Below are 17,510 nucleotides of genomic sequence, written 5' to 3'. Positions count from 1 at the left end.
GCCTACAGCGCGAGGCGCAGGAACTCCAGCACGCCGTTTTCGGGCTGCAGGAACACGCGCAGCGAGTCGTACACGAAGTGCAGGAACAGCAGCATCATCAAGGTGGCCAGCAGGCTCTTGAGCGGCTGCGCGAACACGAACACGTTCAGCTGCGGCGCCGCGCGGCTGATGAGGCCAGCACCCAGCTCCACCAGCAGCAGCACCATCAGCACCGGCGACGCGAGCTTCACGATCCACTGGAACAAGGTGTCGCCCTGGCGGACGACAAACTGCTCCAACACCGCACCCACGTTCGGGAAGAACGAGCCCACCGGCCACAGCCGGTAGGAATCGGCGATCACCCCCAGCATGGCCAGCAGGCCGCCGGACGACACGAACAGCGTGATCACCAGCCAGCCCAGGAACTCGCCGGTCGGCCCGTTCTCATGGCCGGCCACCGGGTCGAAGAAGGAGGCATTGCCCGAGCCGGTCTGGAAGTCGATCAGGTCGCCCACGCTCTGCAGCGCCCAGATGAAGATGCCGAAGCCCAGGCCCAGCATCAGGCCGATCAGCGCCTCCTTGGCCGCGATGAGCAGCCACATCCCGAGCGAGGCGGGCGGCATGTCGGCCGCCAGCGGTGACATGAAAAACGCCAGCATCAGCAGCAGGCCGTTGCGAACCAGGCCGCTCAGCATGCTGCCCGAGAGGAAGGGCACCACCAGGAAGATCGCCAGCAGGCGCGGCATCGTCAGCGCCACCGGCGTGAACAGGCGCTCGAGGGTGGCGAGTTCCAGGCTTTCCATGGCCGCTCAACTCCCGCGCACACGCAGCCAGCGCTGCGCCGCCAGTTCGTCCAGCCGGTCCTCGGCGCGCACTTCGGCACCGCGGCGCTCGGCCGCCTGCAGCCGCTGGTGCACCTGCCTGACCTTCTCGACTTCGCTGCTCGCGTGCCGAAGCTGGCTGCGCCGTTGTTGCAGCTCGGCCATGCGTTCAGCCACCGCCTGCTCGGCGGCCTGCACACCCTGGCCCGCGTCGGCAATGCGCCTGTCCAGCGCGCCGCTCCAGACCTGGGCCTGCCGCAGCGTGCCCGCGCCGCAGCCACCCTGCGCCAGGGCCTGGGTGGTGTCCTGCCACAGCGCCGACTTGGCATGAGCCTGCTGCTGCAGCTGCGCCTGGGCACGCTGGGCCTGCGCCAGGCTGGCCTGCACACGCACACGCTCCTGCTCGACCGCCTCGCGTGCGGCCGCCAGCTGGGCTTCGCGCACGCGGGTGAGCCGGGCCCAGTCGTCGTTCATGGCAGCCCTCAATAGCGGCAGACCGCGGCCACGGTCTGGTCGAAGCCTTGCAGCGCATGCGGCGCCTGCGCCAGGAAGAACTGCAGCGCCGAACGCGCCGCGATGGCGCGGTCGGCCAGCTCGTCGCGGCCGGATTCGTATTCACCGATCTGCACCAGCAGCTCCATCTCCTGGTACTTCGCCAGCAGCGCCCTCACGCGCATTGCGGCCGCCTGGTGCTCCGCGGACACCACCTGCGGCATCACCCGGCTGACGCTGGCCAGCACGTCGATGGCCGGGAAGTGGCCGGCCGACGCGAGCTTGCGCGACAGCACGATGTGGCCGTCCAGGATGGAGCGCACCTCCTCCGAGATCGGGTCGTTGTCCTCGTCGCCCTCGGTCAGCACCGAATAGATGGCCGTGATCGCACCGCGCTCGCCCTGGCCGGCGCGCTCCAGCAGCTGCGGCAGCATCGAGAAGATGGACGGCGGATAGCTGCGCCGCGTGGGCGGCTCGCCGCTGGCCAGGCCGATCTCGCGCTGGGCGCGCGCAAAGCGGGTGAGCGAGTCCACCAGCAGCAGCACCGACTGGCCCTGCTCGCGGAAGTGTTCGGCAATGGCGGTGGCCACGTAGGCCGACTTGATGCGCTCCATCGGCGCACGATCCGAGGTGGAGACCACCATCACCGTCTTGGCCAGGCCTTCCGGGCCCAGGCTGTGTTCGATGAACTCGCGCACCTCGCGCCCACGTTCGCCGATCAGCGCGATCACATTCACGTCGGCCGACGATCCGCGCGCCAGCATGCCCAGCAAGGTGCTCTTGCCGATGCCCGGCGGCGAGAACACGCCGATGCGCTGGCCTTCGCCGAGCGTGAGCAGGCCGTCGATGGCCCGGATGCCGGTGGCCAGCGGCCGCTCGATCAGGCGGCGAGCCAGCGGATCCACCGGCTCGCGCTGCGCGGGCAGCCAGGCTTGCACCTGCAGCTCGCCACGGCCGTCGATCGGCTCGCCCATCGCGTTGAGCACCCGGCCGCGCAGGCCGGGGCCCACAGGGCACACATGGCCCCGGCCGGACGGCAGCACCTCGGTCAGCGCCGAGATGCCGGTGGTCGGCCCCAGCGGCGTGAGGATGGCGGTGTTCTGCTGGAAGCCCACCACCTCGGCCAGCAGGGGCGGCTCCCCCGGCGTGGCCAGCTCGCACAGCTCCCCCACATGGGCCTGGATGCCGGTGGCGTGCACCAGCATGCCCACCGCCTGGCTGACACGGCCGCGCATGCCCACCGGCGTGGCGCGTGCGATGGCCTGCTCCAGCCCGGCCGCCAGGCTGCGTGCAAGCTCGCTGGCGCGGTCCATCAGGCGCCCCCTCGTGCCACCGCGCGGCGGAAGGCTTCGATCTGGGCGTCCACGCCGATCTCCAGCGTGCCGGACGGTGTCTGCATCACGCAGGCACCGTCGGGCAGCGCTGGGTCGGCCTGCACGGCCACCGTCATGGTCCACTGCGCCGCATCGCGCATGCGCTGCAGCACGCTGCGCAGCGCCGCTTCCTGGTTCGGCGACACCCGCACGGTGACATGCGGTTCGTGCCGGATCAGGTTGTCCACGCGCAGCAGGGCCGCTTCGAACAGCTGGGCCGGGTCGGCCTCGGCCACCAGCTGGCTCACCGCCTTGACCACCAGCCGCGCCATCACCTCGCGCAGGCCCTGCAGCTCCGCGTGCGACTGCGCCGCCACCGCAAGCAGGCGCTGCGCATACTCGGTGCGTGCCTGCGCCACACCGGCCTCGTAACCCTGGCGCCGGCTCTCCTGCGCCTGGTGGGTGGCCTGCTGCACGATGCGGCGGGCTTCCTGGCGCGCGGTGTCCAGCACCCCGGCCGCGTCGAGCAGGGCCGCGTATTCCGACTCCTTCAGCACCTTGCGTTCGCTGAGCAGCTGCAGGCGCTCGGTGGTGATCAGAAAAGCCAGTCCCACTGCGCCAGCCTTTCCGGAACGATGGCCATCAGCATCAGTTCCTGCAGTTGATCGAGTTGGCGCGGCTGCAGTGGCGGCAGGCGCAGCAGCGCGGCGCGCCGCGGCAGCTTGCGCTGCAGTCGCTGCAGCACGGCGTCGCCCTGGGGCGCGACCGCGCCCTGCAGCAGCCGGTAGCCGCGGTTCACCAGCACCCGGCCGGCAGCGATGGGCCGCTGCTCCAGCCGGCTGGTGTCCACCTTGAGCGACGGCACCGCGGGCAGCCGCTCCAGCACCACGCGCTGCGCATCGCGGTCGATGCGGCGGGCCTGGCGGCGCAGCTGCGATCCGAGCTCACCGCGCTGCCGCATCAACGGTGCATGCGCCACCAGCGCGCAGTACAACGCCATCCGCCGCAGCGAGCGGCCGTCCAGCAGCACCAGCCGCCTGGCCGGTGTGTCGAAGTTGAATCCCACATCCGGCGTCTGCGTACGCAGCCAGTCGGCCAGGGCAGCGCGGCCGCCAGGGCCCAGGCGCTCAATGTGCCGGTGGCGCAGCGGCCACTCGGTGGGCAGCCAGCTGGGGTGCAGCTCCGCTTCGGGCTGCAGCCGCAGGCGGCTGGCCAGGCGCAGCAGGTCCATGGTGGCGTTCATGGCGCAGCAGGCTTCAGCGCTTGAACACCTGGCGCATCAGCCACGGCCAGTCGCGGCCGCGCTTGCGCAGCAGGCCGGGCAACACCAGCAGCGCGGCCGCGCCAGCGAGCAACAGCACGGTGATGATGGCGGTGGTCTGCAGCGGCAGGCCGCCCAGCCCGGCCACCGGCCGCGCCGGCTCCAGCGCCGCCGCGGTGCCGGCCGGCGAGCGGCGCGCCTCGAACAGGGTGAGCGATACCTGCTCATGCCCCAGGCCCTCGATGCTGTGGGCCACCATGTCCTTCACCGCCGGCACCAGCAGGCGCAGGTCGGTGTCGGGCCGGTGCTTGATGAACACGGCGGCCGACGACGGCCGGATCTTGTCGCTCAGCGGGTCGTTGGCGGGGATCACCACATGCACCCGGGCCGACACCACGCCGTCGATGTTGCGCAGGGTCTGGGAGAGCTCCTGCGACACCGCGAAGATGTAGCGCATGCGCTCCTCGGAGGGCGTGGACACCAGGCCCTGCTTCTGGAACACCTCGCCCATGGTGGCGTAGCGGTCCTGCGGCAGGCCATGGGCGCGCAGCACGCTGAGCGCGGCACCCAGGCGGCTTTCTTCCACCTGGATCTGCCAGTCGGCGTTTTCCACCCGCTCCTTGCTGGCGGCGATGCCTTCGGCATGCAGCACGGCCAGCATCTCGTTGGCCTCCGGTTCGTTGAGGCCGGAATAGAGCTCCACCTTGCAGCCGGCCAGCGCCAGCAGGCTGACAAGTGCGCAGCCCAGCAGGCCGCGGCGCAGGGTGATTCGCAGTGTCATGACCGCTCCTTCACTGCTGGTTCTTCAGCAGCGTGCCGAACAGGCTGGTGGCCGCGCTGGCCAGGCCGGTGGAGATGTGCAGCTTGGCGAAGGTCATCTGCGCTTCCATCGCATGGTCGGTCAGCGCGAACATCGTGCGGATGGGATCGCTGAGGTCGATGGACTGCAGCATGCTGGCGCGCATCTCCTCGAACGAGCGCACGTTGCCGCCGAGCTGCGCGGCCAGGGCCTGTGCTGCGCCTTGCAGCGTGTCAGGCGCCGCCGCGGGGGAAAAGCCGGCTGCCGCCAGGCCGCCCGGGCCCATGAGGCGCGCGAACATGCGCGCCTGGCCCGGATCGATGGCCGGCGCCGCCTGGGCCGAAGATGTGGCACCCGTGCTGGCCGCTGCCTCCGCCGCAGTGGCAACGGGCGTGATCGCTGCAGTCATGTCTGCCCCCTTGTGGATCAGTGCCGCACACCGTGCGGCGCGAAGGGCGCGGTGCCCCCACCGAGGGCACCGCGCGAACCGCCATTACGACGACTTGGCGGATTGCCGGATGTCGTTGCCGGCCGCCTTGGCCACTTCACCACCCGCGGCGCTGGCGCCGTTGACGGTGTGCGCCGTGGAGGCCGCGCCCTGGATGCTGGTGGAGGCGGCCATGCTGGCCGACATCAGGCGTGCGTTGTCGGCAGCGGCCTGGTTCATCTGGGCGATCGAGGTATCGACTGAGCTTGGCATGTGACTCTCTCCTGTCATGTTGAAAAACAAGGGCCTCTAACAAGCCCGCTGGCAAAGGCCCCGGCCGCTCATCGGCCAAGGCATCCCGCATCGCCGGTGCAAGCTGCACCCGCGAGGCGAAATTCGTGATCGGCTCATCGCCGCTTCTCCGGTGCGCCGCCCGACAGCTCCAGGCCGTCGGCGTCGATGTGCTTGAGCTCGGCCCCGGACCGCAGCACCGCGCCTTCGTAGTAGCGGCTGCCGTTGGCGAGCTGGATGTGGCGGGTGCCGTTGCTGTCCTCGGTGATGCTCACCAGGCGGGCCGGCAGCAGGTTCTGCCAGGCGGCCCACTGGTCGCGCAGCGCGGCGTCGCGCTCGCCCTGAGGCTTGCTGCGGTACTGCACGCGGTCGCTCACCAGGACCGTGGGATGCAGGTCCTCGCCCAGGCGGCGGATCTTCTGCCGCAGCGACTCGTCGTCCGCGACCCCGCTCACCACCAGCCGGCCGCGGCCTTCGTAGCCGATGGCCACGCTGGCGTCACCCACATAGCGGCGTGCCTGCTCGATGATTTCGTCGGCGGCCTGCACGTTCACGGTCACGCGGCGTCCGAAGGGCTCCACCGCCGCCTGCAGCGCCTGCCGCCGTGCGCGTGATTCCACATAGCCGCGCACACCGAACTGGCCGCCCGGCTGGGCGATCACCTCCACCTCGCTGAATCCCTGCAGCGCCTTTTCCACCGCCGCCAGGTTCACGCCGCTGGCCGCGGGCGAAGGTGCGGCCACGCCGTCCCAGGCCGTCATGCCGAGCAGGCCCAGCGCCGCACCCACGAGCAAGGCCGCGCCGGCCCAGCGGCCGGTGGCGCGCGGGGCGGCCGGTGGCGCCGCTGCAGGCGCCGGCGCATCGCCGGGCATGATGCTTTCGGCGAACATCGAATCGTCATGCGCCGGCGCCGGATAGCTGCGCTCGAGCTGGAAGTCGATCGGCCCCACCGTCACCACATCACCCGCCACCACGCTGCGCCGCTGGGCCTCCACCGGCTCGCCGTTCAGGCGCGCGTCGGCCGCGGCCACGCGCTGCACTGTCACCGCAAGCTCGCCCACGTGCACCACCAGATGCCGCGGCTGCACTTCGCTGCCCGGCAGCATCACGTCGCAATCGCCAGCCGATCCAATGACGTTGGCGCCGCGCTTGAGCGACAAGGTGCGGCCCTTCACCGGCCCGCTCAGGAAGCGCAGGCACCACACAGCCGTAGTGGCATCGGTCATCGTCAACCTCCTGGCGCCGGCGTGGGAACCGGCAGCGTGCCCGGCGGCGTGCCCCGCGTGGTGACCAGCCGCGGTGTCAGCAGATAGAAGCGTTCCATGTTGGTCTGCTTCTTCTCGTCGTAGCGGAACAGGCGCCCGACCACCGGGATGTCCGACAGCAGCGGCACACCGGTGGTGGCGCTGGTCTTCTCCTCGGAGGTGTAGCCGGCGATCAGCACACTCTGCCCTTCGTCCACCAGGGCCTGCGTGTTCACGGTGCGGCGGCGCACGATCGGGATCTGGTCGACCGAGGCGCTGCTCAGGTCGCCGTCCTCGATGTTGATGGACATCATCACGCCGCGTGCCGCGCTTTCATCCACGATCAGCGGGGTGACCCGCACCGCGGTGCCGGTGGTCACGTTGAACAGGCTGGCGTCCTGGAAGCCGTTGACGCGCACGTAGAACTGCGACAGGTTCTCCAGCACCGCCTCGTTGTTGTCCAGCGTCAGCACCTTGGGCCGGGCCACGAAGTTGGCACGCCCGCGCTCGGCCAGCGCACTCACCCGCGCCAGCAGGTAGCGGCGCGCGTCGTGGCCCAGCGCGGCATTGAGCACCATGCCCACCGGCGATGCAGGCCCGGTCTGCCCGGCTTCGGTGTTGCTGTTGTTCCAGCTCTGCGCCGGCGCGTTGCCGCGGCCGAACTGCAGGTCGCCATGGCCGCCGTGCAGGCGCCAGTCGACGCCCAGGCTGTCCAGCGTGTCGGTGCTGATGTCCATGATCGTGACTTCGATCTCGATCAGCCGCGGCCGCACGTCCATGCTCTGGATCAGCCGGGCGTACTGGTCCATGCGCTCGGGCAGGTCGCGCACGATCACCGCGTTCATGCGGGTGTCGGCCTGGAACTGCGGCAGTTCGTTGCTGCCGACGTTCACGCCACCGGACAGCGGCGCGTCGTCCGACTGCAGGCCCGGCAACTCGACCTTCGGTGCCTCGATGGTGTCGCCGGTGCGCAGCTTGAGTTGCCGCGTGGCGCCCATGTAGAAGGGCGCACTGGGTGCACGCCCCATGCCGCCCGCTGCACCGCCCTTGCTGTAGAGGCTGCGCAGCACGTTGGCCACGCCGGGGATGCTGGTCTCGCGGCCGGCGCGCATGATCTTGAAGTCGGCGGCCCAGGCGTAGCGCAGCGGGAACAGCCGGATCTCGGCGTTGTCGGCCGAGGCCCCACGTGCGTCCATCAGCTTGACGGTCTGCTTGACCATCTCGATGTAGCGCTTGGGGCCGGACGCATGCAGGCTGCCCTGGCCGTCGCGGTCCAGCAGGGTCACCGGATAGCGGCTGTCGGCAATGCCCAGGCGCTTGAGCGCATCGGCCACCCGCGTGGCATTGCTCACCGGCAGCACCTCGCTGCGCGCCTCGCTGGCCGGCTCGATGAACAGGAACGCGCCGTCGTAGAACCAGGTCAGGCCGTTGGTGGTGCACACGCTGTCCAGGATCTTCAGCGCGCTGCCGTTGAACTTGCCGCTGATGGCGCCGGCGACCTTGGGATCCACCACCGCAGTGGTGCCCTGCGAGGACGCGAGTTCGCGCAGGAAATCAGGCAAGGGCTTGTCGGCGGCCACGATCTGGAACGGCCGGCCGTTCCAGCGCAGCTCGGCCGAATGGCCCTCGGTCACCGCCATCGCCAGCAATGCGGCGAGCAACCAGCCGATGAGCGCGCTGACGCAACGTTGCAGGTTGGCGTTGCTCATGCCAGCTCCGTCAGTGTCTTGAGCGCGCGCTCGGCAAACGCCAGCACTTCGCGCCCCAGCCATCCGGCGCTGACCACGATGGCACCCATCACCGCGATCAGGCGCACCGACTGCCCGATGCTCTGGTCCTGCACCTGGGTCACGGCCTGCAGCACCGCCACCACCAGCGAGGTGACGATGGCCACCACCACGATGGGCAGGGAGACCCACAGCACGATCATCAGCCCCTCGCGGGTGAAGTCCAATACGTTGTTCGGAGTCATCAGGCGGCCTGCGGGTTGGTGATCCAGCCGACCGGGTGCAGCTGCACGTCCTCGTCGACTTCCTGGTACGACAACACAGGGAGGTCCGGCGCCACCGGCTCGATCAGCGTCTTGACGTAGCGACGCACGTCGCTGGAGGCGATGGCCACCACACCAGCTTTGCTGGCAGACACGATGCGATGCACCTGGTCACGGATGTCCTGCGCGACCGCGGGGCTCAGCAGCAGCAGGTTGCCGCGCGGCGAGCGCTCCACCGCGCTCTGCACCCGCTCCAGCAGGCTGGACTCGAACAGGATGGCATTCATCTGGCGGTTGCTGCCCACATGGCGGCTGGTGATGTAGCGGCCCAGGTCGATGCGCACCAGCTCGGTCAGCGCGATGGTGTCCGGCTCCTTGGGCGCCCAGATCGCCAGGCTTTCGCAGATGGGCTGCAGGTTGCGGATCGGGATGCCCTCCTGCAGCAGGCGCCGCAGCACCTCGGCCATGCGCTGGGCCGGGATCACACGGGACACTTCGGCTGCCAGCTCGGGCGCCTCACGTTGCACCGCGTGCAGCAGGCGGTGCACCTCCTGCAGGCCGATCAGCTGCGCGCCATGGCGGCGCACGGTGTCGTCCACCAGGCGCGCGATGGTGGCCTCCGGCGGCTGGCTGCCGTCGGCCGGCGCCGTGGACAGGCGGGCCTGCGCCACCACCACGTCGTGCACCAGCACCTGGTAGGCATCGGCTTCGGGCATCGCGCTGGTGCCCACCTGCAGCCGCGGGAACACCGGGCCGAGGTCGGCCTCGACCGCAGCTTTCACCTCGGCCAGCCGCAGGTCCAGCGCATGCAGGTCGACCTGCTCGCGCAGCCCTTTGGAAAGCCGCACCGCCAATGGCGCAGCGAGCGCCTGGGCCACACCGCCCTCGTCTTGCGACTCGTCGTGCGAAATCCATCCTGGCCGGCGGCCGCGCTCGCGCAGCACTCGGGACAGCATCGCCAGCGCCACGATGGCCAGGGCGAGCAGGCCGAACACCCATTTCGGGAAACCGGGCACGATCAGGAAGGTAGCCACCGCCAGGCCGGCGATCAGCAGCGCGCGCGGATGGGCCACCAGCTGGCGCGCGATCTGGCCGGCCAGCTGCGCATCGCGCGCCTCGCCGCTGCCCACCCGGGTGATCACTACACCGGCGGCAATGGACACCAGCAGTGACGGGATCTGCGACACCATGCCGTCACCCACCGTGAGGATGGCGTAACGCTGCAGCGCAGTGGACACGCTCATGTCGTGCATCAAGGTGCCGATGGCCAACCCCGCCAGGATGTTGACCAGCGCGATCACGATGCCCGCGATCGCATCACCCTTGACGAACTTCATCGCACCGTCCATTGCGCCGTGCAGGTGGCATTCCTGCTCCAGCTGGGCGCGGCGCTGCTGCGCCTGGGTGGACGACAGCACGCCGGCGCGCACGTCGGCGTCGATGCTCATCTGCTTGCCGGGCATGGCGTCCAGCGCAAACCGCGCGGCCACCTCGGCCACCCGCTCGGAGCCCTTGGCGATCACGATGAACTGCACGATCGCGATGATGAGGAACACCACGCCGCCCACGACGACGTTGTTGCCCACGATCAGCTTGCCGAAGGCGTCGATGATGTGGCCGGCGTTCGCGTGCAGCAGGATCAGCTTGGTGGATGCGATGTTCAGCGCCAGGCGAAACAGGGTGGTGAACAGCAGCAGCGACGGAAAGGTCGACAGCGACAGCGCCGACGGCACGTACATCGCCACGATCAGCAGCACCAGGCTGACCGAGAGGTTGGTGGCGATCAGCAGGTCCAGCAGCGGCGTGGGAAGCGGCAGCACGAACAGCGCCACGATGGCCATCAGCAGCGCGGCCAGCGCCAGATCGTTCTGCCGCCCGAGCGCGCCGAACAGCGAGCGCATGCCACCGGGGGCTTGCAAGGTGCTGCGGCTGCTCATCGTGTGGCCTGTGCAGTAAGTCTCATGTTGCGGGCAACTCTAGGGACGTGCACCCCGCGCAGCAACCACGAGTATTCGTAGCGGCCCGCCCGCACTACGGACTGCCCTACGGAAACGCGGACTACGTTTTTTCGTGCTTTCGCGCACGGCATGCTTTGTCTACGCTCGCTCGCCTGATGAGCCGCTTTCCGGTCACCGAATTGAGCGAAGCGAGCGCGCTGCCGCGCCTGGCTTCGGCGGCATGCGCCGCGTTGAATCGCCTCTACAACGGCGCCCCGCCCCTGCCGCTGGCCTTGCAGCGTGTGCAGGGTGAGCTGCGCCTGGTGTTCGATCCCGTTCCGCTGCGCGGCGTGGAGCCCCACGGCCGATTTGCTTTCAAAGTGGGCCCGCACACAGGCCACCTCGGATTGGACAGCATCGGCCTGGCAGCGCTGACGGGTGAGCCGCGCATCGACCTGCTGCCGCGCGAGCTGCGCACCATCCTGCTGGCCGATGCGCTGCACCCGCTCACCGAAGCGCTGCAAAGCGCCCTGAGGCTGCACTTCGAGTGGTCCGCCGACGAGGTGAACGGTGCGCCCGACCTCAACACGCTGATCTGCTTTGCATTCGCCCGCGACGACGGCCACGTCGTCGCACGCGGCGTGGCGGTGCTGGATGATCCGGCCGCGCTCGACAAGCTGGTGCCCGCCTTCAAGCGCCACCCGGCGCCCACCCCCGCCGCATTCGACCGCCTGCAGGTGCAGCTGCGCTTCGAGGTGGGCAGCACGCCCATCCAGTGGCAGGAGGTGCGGCGCATCGCACCCGGCGACATCGTGGGGATCGAACGCTGGCGCGCCGCCGGCTCCGCCCTGCACCTGCAGGCGAGCGTGGCCGGGTTGCGCCTGGACGCGCTGGCCGACGGCTCGCGCATCACCTTGCAGTCACTGGGAGACATCGCCATGAACACCGCCCCCACCGCCGCGGACACCGACGCCGCAAGCCAGCTGCCGCTGGACCGGCTGGACGCACTGGAGGTCAGCCTGCGCTTCGAAGTGGGTGGCCTCGCGCTGACCCTCGGCGAGCTGAAGGCCTTGAAACCGGGCCACGTGTTCGAGCTCGGCGAGCCACTGAACCGCAGCACCGTGCGCATCCTCGCGCATGGCAATGTGCTGGGCAAAGGCCACCTGGTGGCCGTGGGCGACCGGCTGGGGGTGCGCGTGGCCGAGTTCGCGGCCGGCGCCCTCTGACGCCGCGCGGACGCCGACACCATGCAGGCCTCGCTGCCCGATCCGCTGACCCTGGTCGCGCTGATCCTGGCCTTCGGCATCGCGCCCTTCGTGGCGCTGATGGTCACCAGCTACACCAAGCTCGTGATCGTGCTGGGGCTGCTGCGCACTGCGCTCGGCCTGCAGCAGACACCGCCCAACATGGTGCTCAACGGCATTGCGATCGTGCTGTCGATCTACATCATGGCGCCGGTGGGCATGGACGTGAGCGATGCGCTGCGCAACCGCCAGTTCGGTGCCAAAGGGGAAGGCCTGAACGACGTGATGGCGGTGGTGGACGCGGCCAAGACGCCGGTGAAGGAGTTCCTGCAGAAACACACGCAGGAACGCGAACGCCAGTTCTTCCTCAAGTCCGCCGCCAACATCTGGCCCAGGCAGCGCGCCGAAGCGCTGCAGGCCGACGACTTCATGGTGCTGGTGCCCAGCTTCACCTTGAGCGAGCTCACCCGCGCGTTCCAGATCGGCTTCATCATCTACCTGGTGTTCGTGGTGGTGGACCTGATCGTGGCCACCGTGCTGCTGGCGCTGGGCATGTCGATGATCGCGCCCACCACCATCTCCCTGCCCTTCAAGCTGCTGCTGTTCGTGATGCTGGACGGCTGGACGCGGCTGGTCCACGGGCTGGTGCTGTCCTACCGCTGAAGCCCCTGGACCTGTGCCACAAGGCATGGGTGACACATGGTTTGGCATACGCGGGCGCTCCGGCGCTCCGTAGACTGCACCGGCATGAAGCCCCTGGCCATCACCATCGTCGGCGCCGGCATCGTGGGCGCAGCCGCAGCCTATGTGCTCACCCGCGCCGGCCACCGTGTCACCTTGCTGGAGGCGCGCGACGCACCCGGCCAGCTGACCAGCTTTGCCAACGGTGCCCAGCTGAGCTACAGCTATGTGGAGCCGCTAGCCTCACCGGCCACCTTGCGCAAGCTGCCGGCCATGCTGCTGGACCGGCAGTCGCCCTTGAAGCTCAGGCTCACCGGCGAATGGGCACAACTGTCCTGGGGCCTGCGCTTCCTGCGGGCCTGCAACCCGAGGCAGGTGCACCGCGCGACCGAGGCCCTGTTGCGCCTGTCCTTCGCCAGCCGGGACGAACTGGCTGCGGCCTGCGAGGCGGACGACCTGCGCTTTCATCATGCGGTGGCCGGCAAGCTGGTGGTGGTGGACTCGCCCGCTGCGCTGGCTGCCGCGCGCCGCCAGGTGGACTGCCAGCGTGCGCTCGGCTGCGAGCAGCACGTGCTGGACACCGATGCCTGCCTGGATCGCGAGCCGGCCCTGGCGGCCTACCGCGCCCATGTGGCCGGCGGCGTGTGGACACCCGGCGAAGCGGTAGGAGACGCCTGGCTGCTCACGCGCGAGCTGGTCGACCGGGTGCGCGCCATGGGCGGCACGGTGCGCTACCAGGCGCGTGTGGCCGCCTTGCGCACGCAAGGCCGGCGTGTCACCGGCCTGCGCCTGGAGAGCGGCGAAGAACTGCCGGCCGGCGATGCAGTGGTGCTGGCCAGCGGCAGCGACGCCCCCGTGCTGGCCCGCCCGCTGGGCGTGAAGCTGCCGCTGTATCCGGTCAAGGGCTACAGCATCACCCTGCCGGTGGTGGACGAACGGCTGGCGCCGCGCGTGAGTGTCACCGACCTGCGGCGCAAGACCGTGTACGCCCCCCTGCCCGGCCGGCTGCGCATTGCCGGCATGGCGGAGCTGGTGGGGCCGGACCTTCGGGTGGACCCCGAGCGCATCGCCCAGCTGCTGGCGGCCGCGCACGACACGTTTCCGGGTGCCTGCGATGCCAGCGCCGATCCGCAGCCGTGGTCTGGCCTGCGGCCGTGCACGCCGACGTCGCTGCCGGTGATCGGCCGCACGCCGGTGGACAACCTGCTGGTCGACGTGGGCCATGGCTCGCTCGGCCTGACGCTTGCGATGGGCAGTGCCCGTTTGATCGAGCGTTGCCTGGCCGGAGACGACCGCCCTGCGCGGCATTTTGCCTATGCCGGATAGGGGGCTGCGCTCGTGTCCTCAGCGTCTTTCCATGCCGTGACGGCGCTGGCACCGAGCACCGCATTCCGCTTCAAGCGCTGGCTGCCTCCGGCTCATGGCAGGCCACGCAGAGCTTGTTGCCATCGGGGTCGCGGAAGTAGGCGCCATAGTAGTGCGCGTGGTACTGAGGCCGCAGCCCCGGCGGGCCTTCACACCGGCCGCCATGCTGCAGCGCGCTGTGGTGGGCTGCCTGCACGGTGCGGCGGTCGGCCGCCGCAAACGCCACCATCTGGCCATTGCCCGGATCGTGCGGCCGGCCGTCGTAGGGATGGGCGATCACGAACAAGGGACGCGCCCCACTCGCGCTGTGCCAGCCCGCCCAAGGCTTGGCCGGCTGATGAAAGCGCAACTGCAGTCCCAGGCTGTCCATCACGGCGCTGTAAAAACCAAACGCGCGCTGGAAGTCGGTAACGCTCACGAACACATGGGAATACACGGCAGCACCTGCTGGACATTGCGATGCAGCAATGTAAAGCCCCCTTCCGCGGCCTCCCCGGCCCACCCCCGCCCGGCGGATTTATCCACAAAGACGGTGGACAAGCCTGTGCATGACCGGTGGGTGGCCGCTCCAGGGGCGCGGCCCAGCGCGGCCCGCGGACATCCTGCCGCGTTTGAAGGCAGGCGCCGGGGGTGAGGCAAACGGTGCATCGGGGCTCCCGGGCTGGACCCCAGGTGAGGCTCCACCCGTGCGGCAAGCCGGCGCGCTGGCCCCTGCTTGCGGGCGGCTGGTACGGCAGCTGCTCGGTCGAACATAGCAGCGCCGGAGGTGACCATGAACCAAGACCTGGTGAAAGCGATCGAGCAGAAGCGAAGGCTGCGCTTCACCTACAACGGGAGAACGCGGCTCGTCGAGCCGCAGTGTTATGGCGTAGGCATCAAGGCAACCGAACTGCTGCGGGCTCATCAGCTCACCGGTGGCACGGAGCGTGAGCCGCTGTTCGACGTCTCGAAAATGTCGCAGCTGCAAGTGCTGGAAGAGACGTTCCCCCGCCCCGGACCGAACTACAGGAGGAACGACTCTGCAATGGCAAGGATCTTCGCGCAGCTGTAGCCGGCTGTGCTGGTGATGCTGGGGGCAGCGCACGCCGAGCAAAGTCTTTGCTTCGTCTTAGCGGTGTGGCACTTCAAAGCCGACTTCAGCCGCTATTTGAACCGCCCCGGGTTCTGCGGAGGCTCGTTGGGTTAAGTCAGACAGGCGCGGCCTGACCAGCGCGTTGGCGATGGTAGTTCGCCTCGAATTCGGCAGGCGGGACGTAGCGCAGCGGCTCCATCAATCGGTGGTGATTGAACCAAGCCACCCATTCCAGAGTCGCCAGTTCTACCGCTTGCTTGGTCTTCCACGGCCCGCGCTGGTGGACTACCTCGGCCTTGTAGAGGCCATTGATGGTCTCGGCCAAGGCGTTGTCGTAGCTGTCACCCTTGGAACCCACTGAAGGCTCGATGCCGGCCTCGGCCAGGCGCTCGCTATAGCGGATGGACAGGTATTGCGACCCACGGTCCGAGTGATGGATCAGGCCGCCGTCCTCGGACGGCTTTCGGTCGTACAGCGCCTGCTCCAGGGCGTCGAGCACGAACTCGGTGTGCATCGAACTGCTCTGGCGCCAGCCCACAATGCGCCGGCTGAACACGTCCACCACGAACGCCACGTAGACCCAGCCCTGCCAAGTCGAGACGTAAGTGAAGTCCGAGACCCAGAGCTGGTTGGGCCGCTCTGCGCGGAACTGCCGGTTGACTCGGTCCAGGGGGCATGCCGCCTTTGGGTCAGGAACGGTGGTGCGCACGGCCTTGCCTCGGCGCACGCCCTGCAGATGCTGCTGACGCATCAACCGCTCGACGGTGCAACGCGCCACCGCCACGCCTTCGCGATTGAGCTGGCGCCACACCTTGTCAGCTCCGTAGACCTGCATGTTGGCCTGCCACACGCGTTGGACCTGAGGCACAAGGCTCGCATCGCGCTGCGCGCGACGCGAGCACAACGCCGGATTGCGCTGGCGAGCCGCGTGGCGCCAGTACGCCGACGGGGCGATCTGCAAGACGCGACAGATCGGCTCGACCCCGAACCGTTGGCGATGCTCGTCGACGAAGGCCTTCACGACTTGATGCGGCGGTCGAGCTCCGCCTGGGCGAAAAACGCGCTGGCCAGCTTCAGGATCTCGTTGGCCTTGCGCAGCTCGCGCACCTCGCGTTCGAGTTCCTTCACGCGCTGCGCCTCGCTGCTCGTGACGCCGTCTCGCACACCGGCATCAACCTCTGCGCGCTTGACCCATTCGTTCAGCGTTTGCGGCACGCAGCCAATCTTGGGCGCAATGGACTCGATGGCCGCCCACAGCGACGGGTACTCCCCACGATGCTCCTGCACCATCCTCACCGCCCGCTCACGCACCTCGGGCGAGAACTTGTTCGACTTGCTCATGGCTCAATCCTCTCAGAGTATTGAGCCTCCTCGAAACCCGGGGCGGTTCAGACCAACGCGACGCAGCCGAGTAGTAAGAGGAGCAACGAGGCAACTAGGCGACGGACGAGCAGAGAACCGTGGCGCATGGCGGCTAACGTCGGACATGAGCGGCAGCCGAAGGCTGTCCGCTCGATGGACTGGTTAGGTCAAAGCGTGAAACGGAGCCTCGGCCCACCAGAGGGCAACTGCCAAGCTGAGAGAACAGGACCGTCAAACGCATAGCTCAGCAACTTGGCAGGACAAAGAAGGCAGCATACGAGAGAGCGCTCGGCCCGTGGCCAACCATGAACAACGCGGCGCAGTGCACCTTGCTCTCGCGTTTGGCCGCCAAGCGCGCACCACAGCGGCCCTGCCAGACAAAGAATGCGGCGCATCCCGTGCGCTCGATTCAACGCGCCTCACCGTCGGGCTGCCAGAGCGTTGAACATGCGCTCCTGCCCTTTTGCCAGAGCGGTGAACAAGCGCTGAGATCCTGCCTTCGGTATTCATGCGGCCTGGCGCCTAACGTTCGACATGAGCGGCATGACCCGGCTTGCCGGGGCATGTCCGCTCGATGGAGGGGTTAGGACACCTGATGTCCATTCCGGCGAACGGCAAACAGCCTAAGCACCCACAGCTGAAGCCAGAACGCTATGCCGATTGCTGACAGCACGATTACCCAGTGTAGGAGAGCAAACCCTTCCTGGTAGAAGCGGACCGGAAGATTTGTTGCCTCTACGAGGACCGCAACTTCAACGAGAGCGGCTAAGGAGGCAGCAAGGTAGATCCAGGCCGGCTCAGGACTTTGCACTCTTCGGGCAGTTCGACGACGGCCAGTAAGACGAAAGAAAAAGCCAAGCACCACCACGCCCAAGACGAGCGCGAGCATGAGCCGACCAAACACTGCAGCGACCGTTGCACCGGAGCCCGCGAGCACAAGACCTACAAGCTCAAACAGAACTTCCGCTTTGGCAACTATGGATCTCCGAATGGAAGCGAGCATTGCGCAAGGGTCCTAACGTTCGACATGAGCGGCAGCCTCAAGCGTAGCTTGAGGCTGTCCGCTCGATGGAGGGGTTAGGCACCTGGTTGATCGGCTCATACGACTTCTAGGGAAGGTCTGAACAACTCGTTTTCGCGCGCCCGCGATGGGCGCTTCGAACAAGGTAGTCGGACAAACTCATGATGCGGTCGCCCTCCGAAGTGGGTTTGAAGCGCCCTTTGTGGTCCTC

Annotated in this window: 18 protein-coding genes and 1 other annotated feature; of the genes, 4 read left to right on the top strand and 14 right to left on the bottom strand. The window is 68.6% G+C overall.

Annotated features, from left to right (window positions below; genetic code table 11):
- Nucleotides 1–2: 2 nt before the first annotated feature.
- The 12 genes from sctT to VPH43_RS23650 all read right to left on the bottom strand — a co-directional run bounded on the left by sctT (nucleotide 3) and on the right by VPH43_RS23650 (nucleotide 10,518).
- The gene (gene sctT / locus VPH43_RS23705; protein WP_328580247.1) at nucleotides 3–782 is read right to left on the bottom strand and encodes a type III secretion system export apparatus subunit SctT; all 780 of its coding nucleotides are present in this window, start codon (nucleotides 780–782) and stop codon (nucleotides 3–5) included.
- A gap of 6 nt (nucleotides 783–788) precedes the next feature.
- A complete protein-coding gene (locus VPH43_RS23700; RefSeq protein WP_328580246.1) occupies nucleotides 789–1,274 on the bottom strand; it encodes a serine kinase in 486 nt (161 codons plus the stop codon).
- A gap of 8 nt (nucleotides 1,275–1,282) precedes the next feature.
- Nucleotides 1,283–2,605: a FliI/YscN family ATPase gene (locus tag VPH43_RS23695; RefSeq protein WP_328580245.1), complete on the bottom strand. Its 1,323-nt coding sequence runs from the start codon at nucleotides 2,603–2,605 to the stop codon at nucleotides 1,283–1,285.
- On the bottom strand, nucleotides 2,605–3,219 hold the full coding sequence (gene sctL, locus VPH43_RS23690) for a type III secretion system stator protein SctL (protein WP_328580244.1): 615 nt from the start codon (nucleotides 3,217–3,219) through the stop codon (nucleotides 2,605–2,607). The genes VPH43_RS23695 and sctL overlap by 1 nt, the downstream gene beginning before the upstream one ends.
- Entirely contained in the window at nucleotides 3,201–3,848 is a 648-nt protein-coding gene (locus tag VPH43_RS23685; RefSeq protein WP_328580243.1) for a SctK family type III secretion system sorting platform protein, read from the bottom strand. The genes sctL and VPH43_RS23685 overlap by 19 nt, the downstream gene beginning before the upstream one ends.
- A gap of 13 nt (nucleotides 3,849–3,861) precedes the next feature.
- Nucleotides 3,862–4,647: a type III secretion system inner membrane ring lipoprotein SctJ gene (sctJ, locus tag VPH43_RS23680; RefSeq protein WP_328580242.1), complete on the bottom strand. Its 786-nt coding sequence runs from the start codon at nucleotides 4,645–4,647 to the stop codon at nucleotides 3,862–3,864.
- A gap of 10 nt (nucleotides 4,648–4,657) precedes the next feature.
- Nucleotides 4,658–5,074: a hypothetical protein gene (locus tag VPH43_RS23675; RefSeq protein ID WP_328580241.1), complete on the bottom strand. Its 417-nt coding sequence runs from the start codon at nucleotides 5,072–5,074 to the stop codon at nucleotides 4,658–4,660.
- Nucleotides 5,075–5,158: 84 nt separating this feature from the next.
- Entirely contained in the window at nucleotides 5,159–5,365 is a 207-nt protein-coding gene (locus VPH43_RS23670) for a hypothetical protein (RefSeq protein WP_328580240.1), read from the bottom strand.
- 134 nt (nucleotides 5,366–5,499) lie between these two features.
- A complete protein-coding gene (locus tag VPH43_RS23665) occupies nucleotides 5,500–6,609 on the bottom strand; it encodes an FHA domain-containing protein (protein ID WP_328580239.1) in 1,110 nt (369 codons plus the stop codon).
- Between the two features lie 2 nt (nucleotides 6,610–6,611).
- The gene (sctC, locus tag VPH43_RS23660; RefSeq protein WP_328580238.1) at nucleotides 6,612–8,336 is read right to left on the bottom strand and encodes a type III secretion system outer membrane ring subunit SctC; all 1,725 of its coding nucleotides are present in this window, start codon (nucleotides 8,334–8,336) and stop codon (nucleotides 6,612–6,614) included.
- Nucleotides 8,333–8,599 (bottom strand): type III secretion system export apparatus subunit SctS, encoded by a 267-nt coding sequence (gene sctS / locus VPH43_RS23655; RefSeq protein WP_328580237.1) that lies wholly within the window; start codon nucleotides 8,597–8,599, stop codon nucleotides 8,333–8,335. Before sctS ends, sctC begins: the two co-directional genes overlap by 4 nt.
- On the bottom strand, nucleotides 8,599–10,518 hold the full coding sequence (locus VPH43_RS23650; protein WP_442909336.1) for an FHIPEP family type III secretion protein: 1,920 nt from the start codon (nucleotides 10,516–10,518) through the stop codon (nucleotides 8,599–8,601). The genes sctS and VPH43_RS23650 overlap by 1 nt, the downstream gene beginning before the upstream one ends.
- A 212-nt stretch (nucleotides 10,519–10,730) precedes the next feature.
- On the opposite strand from VPH43_RS23650, the gene sctQ reads away from it, so the two are divergent.
- From sctQ to VPH43_RS23635, 3 genes are all read left to right on the top strand, one after another.
- Entirely contained in the window at nucleotides 10,731–11,780 is a 1,050-nt protein-coding gene (gene sctQ / locus VPH43_RS23645; RefSeq protein ID WP_328580235.1) for a type III secretion system cytoplasmic ring protein SctQ, read from the top strand.
- 21 nt (nucleotides 11,781–11,801) lie between these two features.
- On the top strand, nucleotides 11,802–12,461 hold the full coding sequence (sctR, locus tag VPH43_RS23640; RefSeq protein WP_328580234.1) for a type III secretion system export apparatus subunit SctR: 660 nt from the start codon (nucleotides 11,802–11,804) through the stop codon (nucleotides 12,459–12,461).
- Between the two features lie 84 nt (nucleotides 12,462–12,545).
- Nucleotides 12,546–13,805: a D-amino acid dehydrogenase gene (locus tag VPH43_RS23635; protein ID WP_328580233.1), complete on the top strand. Its 1,260-nt coding sequence runs from the start codon at nucleotides 12,546–12,548 to the stop codon at nucleotides 13,803–13,805.
- 70 nt (nucleotides 13,806–13,875) lie between these two features.
- Here VPH43_RS23635 and VPH43_RS23630 read toward each other — a convergent pair whose 3' ends face one another.
- The gene (locus tag VPH43_RS23630; RefSeq protein WP_328580232.1) at nucleotides 13,876–14,280 is read right to left on the bottom strand and encodes a VOC family protein; all 405 of its coding nucleotides are present in this window, start codon (nucleotides 14,278–14,280) and stop codon (nucleotides 13,876–13,878) included.
- 336 nt (nucleotides 14,281–14,616) lie between these two features.
- Between VPH43_RS23630 and VPH43_RS23625 the strand changes: the two genes are divergently transcribed.
- Nucleotides 14,617–14,895, top strand: a complete 279-nt coding sequence (locus VPH43_RS23625; RefSeq protein ID WP_328580231.1) for a WYL domain-containing protein — start codon at nucleotides 14,617–14,619, stop codon at nucleotides 14,893–14,895.
- 136 nt (nucleotides 14,896–15,031) lie between these two features.
- Here VPH43_RS23625 and VPH43_RS23620 read toward each other — a convergent pair.
- A protein-coding gene (locus VPH43_RS23620; RefSeq protein ID WP_328580230.1) for an IS3 family transposase occupies nucleotides 15,032–16,257 on the bottom strand; the annotation gives its coding sequence in 2 pieces (ribosomal slippage) (nucleotides 15,032–15,969 and nucleotides 15,969–16,257; 1,227 coding nt in all).
- Nucleotides 15,863–15,979: a sequence feature (AL1L pseudoknot), on the bottom strand. (Overlaps the previous gene by 117 nt.)
- Nucleotides 16,258–17,510: the final 1,253 nt, after the last annotated feature.

This window comes from Ideonella sp. BN130291 (assembly GCF_036231905.1).
Taxonomy (GTDB): domain Bacteria; phylum Pseudomonadota; class Gammaproteobacteria; order Burkholderiales; family Burkholderiaceae_C; genus CAMLIZ01.
Note: the sequence above shows the minus strand (reverse complement) of the source record. Positions and strands in the feature narration are given on the sequence as shown.

Bases quoted from the DNA above. Each gene is read 5' to 3' on its own strand.
- sctT (WP_328580247.1), bottom strand. From the start codon at position 782: ATGGAAAGCCTGGAACTCGCCACCCTCGAGCGCCTGTTCACGCCGGTG.
- VPH43_RS23700 (WP_328580246.1), bottom strand. From the start codon at position 1,274: ATGAACGACGACTGGGCCCGGCTCACCCGCGTGCGCGAAGCCCAGCTG.
- VPH43_RS23695 (WP_328580245.1), bottom strand. From the start codon at position 2,605: ATGGACCGCGCCAGCGAGCTTGCACGCAGCCTGGCGGCCGGGCTGGAG.
- VPH43_RS23685 (WP_328580243.1), bottom strand. From the start codon at position 3,848: ATGAACGCCACCATGGACCTGCTGCGCCTGGCCAGCCGCCTGCGGCTG.
- sctJ (WP_328580242.1), bottom strand. From the start codon at position 4,647: ATGACACTGCGAATCACCCTGCGCCGCGGCCTGCTGGGCTGCGCACTT.
- VPH43_RS23675 (WP_328580241.1), bottom strand. From the start codon at position 5,074: ATGACTGCAGCGATCACGCCCGTTGCCACTGCGGCGGAGGCAGCGGCC.
- VPH43_RS23670 (WP_328580240.1), bottom strand. From the start codon at position 5,365: ATGCCAAGCTCAGTCGATACCTCGATCGCCCAGATGAACCAGGCCGCT.
- VPH43_RS23665 (WP_328580239.1), bottom strand. From the start codon at position 6,609: ATGACCGATGCCACTACGGCTGTGTGGTGCCTGCGCTTCCTGAGCGGG.
- sctC (WP_328580238.1), bottom strand. From the start codon at position 8,336: ATGAGCAACGCCAACCTGCAACGTTGCGTCAGCGCGCTCATCGGCTGG.
- sctS (WP_328580237.1), bottom strand. From the start codon at position 8,599: ATGACTCCGAACAACGTATTGGACTTCACCCGCGAGGGGCTGATGATC.
- VPH43_RS23650 (WP_442909336.1), bottom strand. From the start codon at position 10,518: ATGCGCTCGCTGTTCGGCGCGCTCGGGCGGCAGAACGATCTGGCGCTG.
- sctQ (WP_328580235.1), top strand. From the start codon at position 10,731: ATGAGCCGCTTTCCGGTCACCGAATTGAGCGAAGCGAGCGCGCTGCCG.
- sctR (WP_328580234.1), top strand. From the start codon at position 11,802: ATGCAGGCCTCGCTGCCCGATCCGCTGACCCTGGTCGCGCTGATCCTG.
- VPH43_RS23635 (WP_328580233.1), top strand. From the start codon at position 12,546: ATGAAGCCCCTGGCCATCACCATCGTCGGCGCCGGCATCGTGGGCGCA.
- VPH43_RS23625 (WP_328580231.1), top strand. From the start codon at position 14,617: ATGAACCAAGACCTGGTGAAAGCGATCGAGCAGAAGCGAAGGCTGCGC.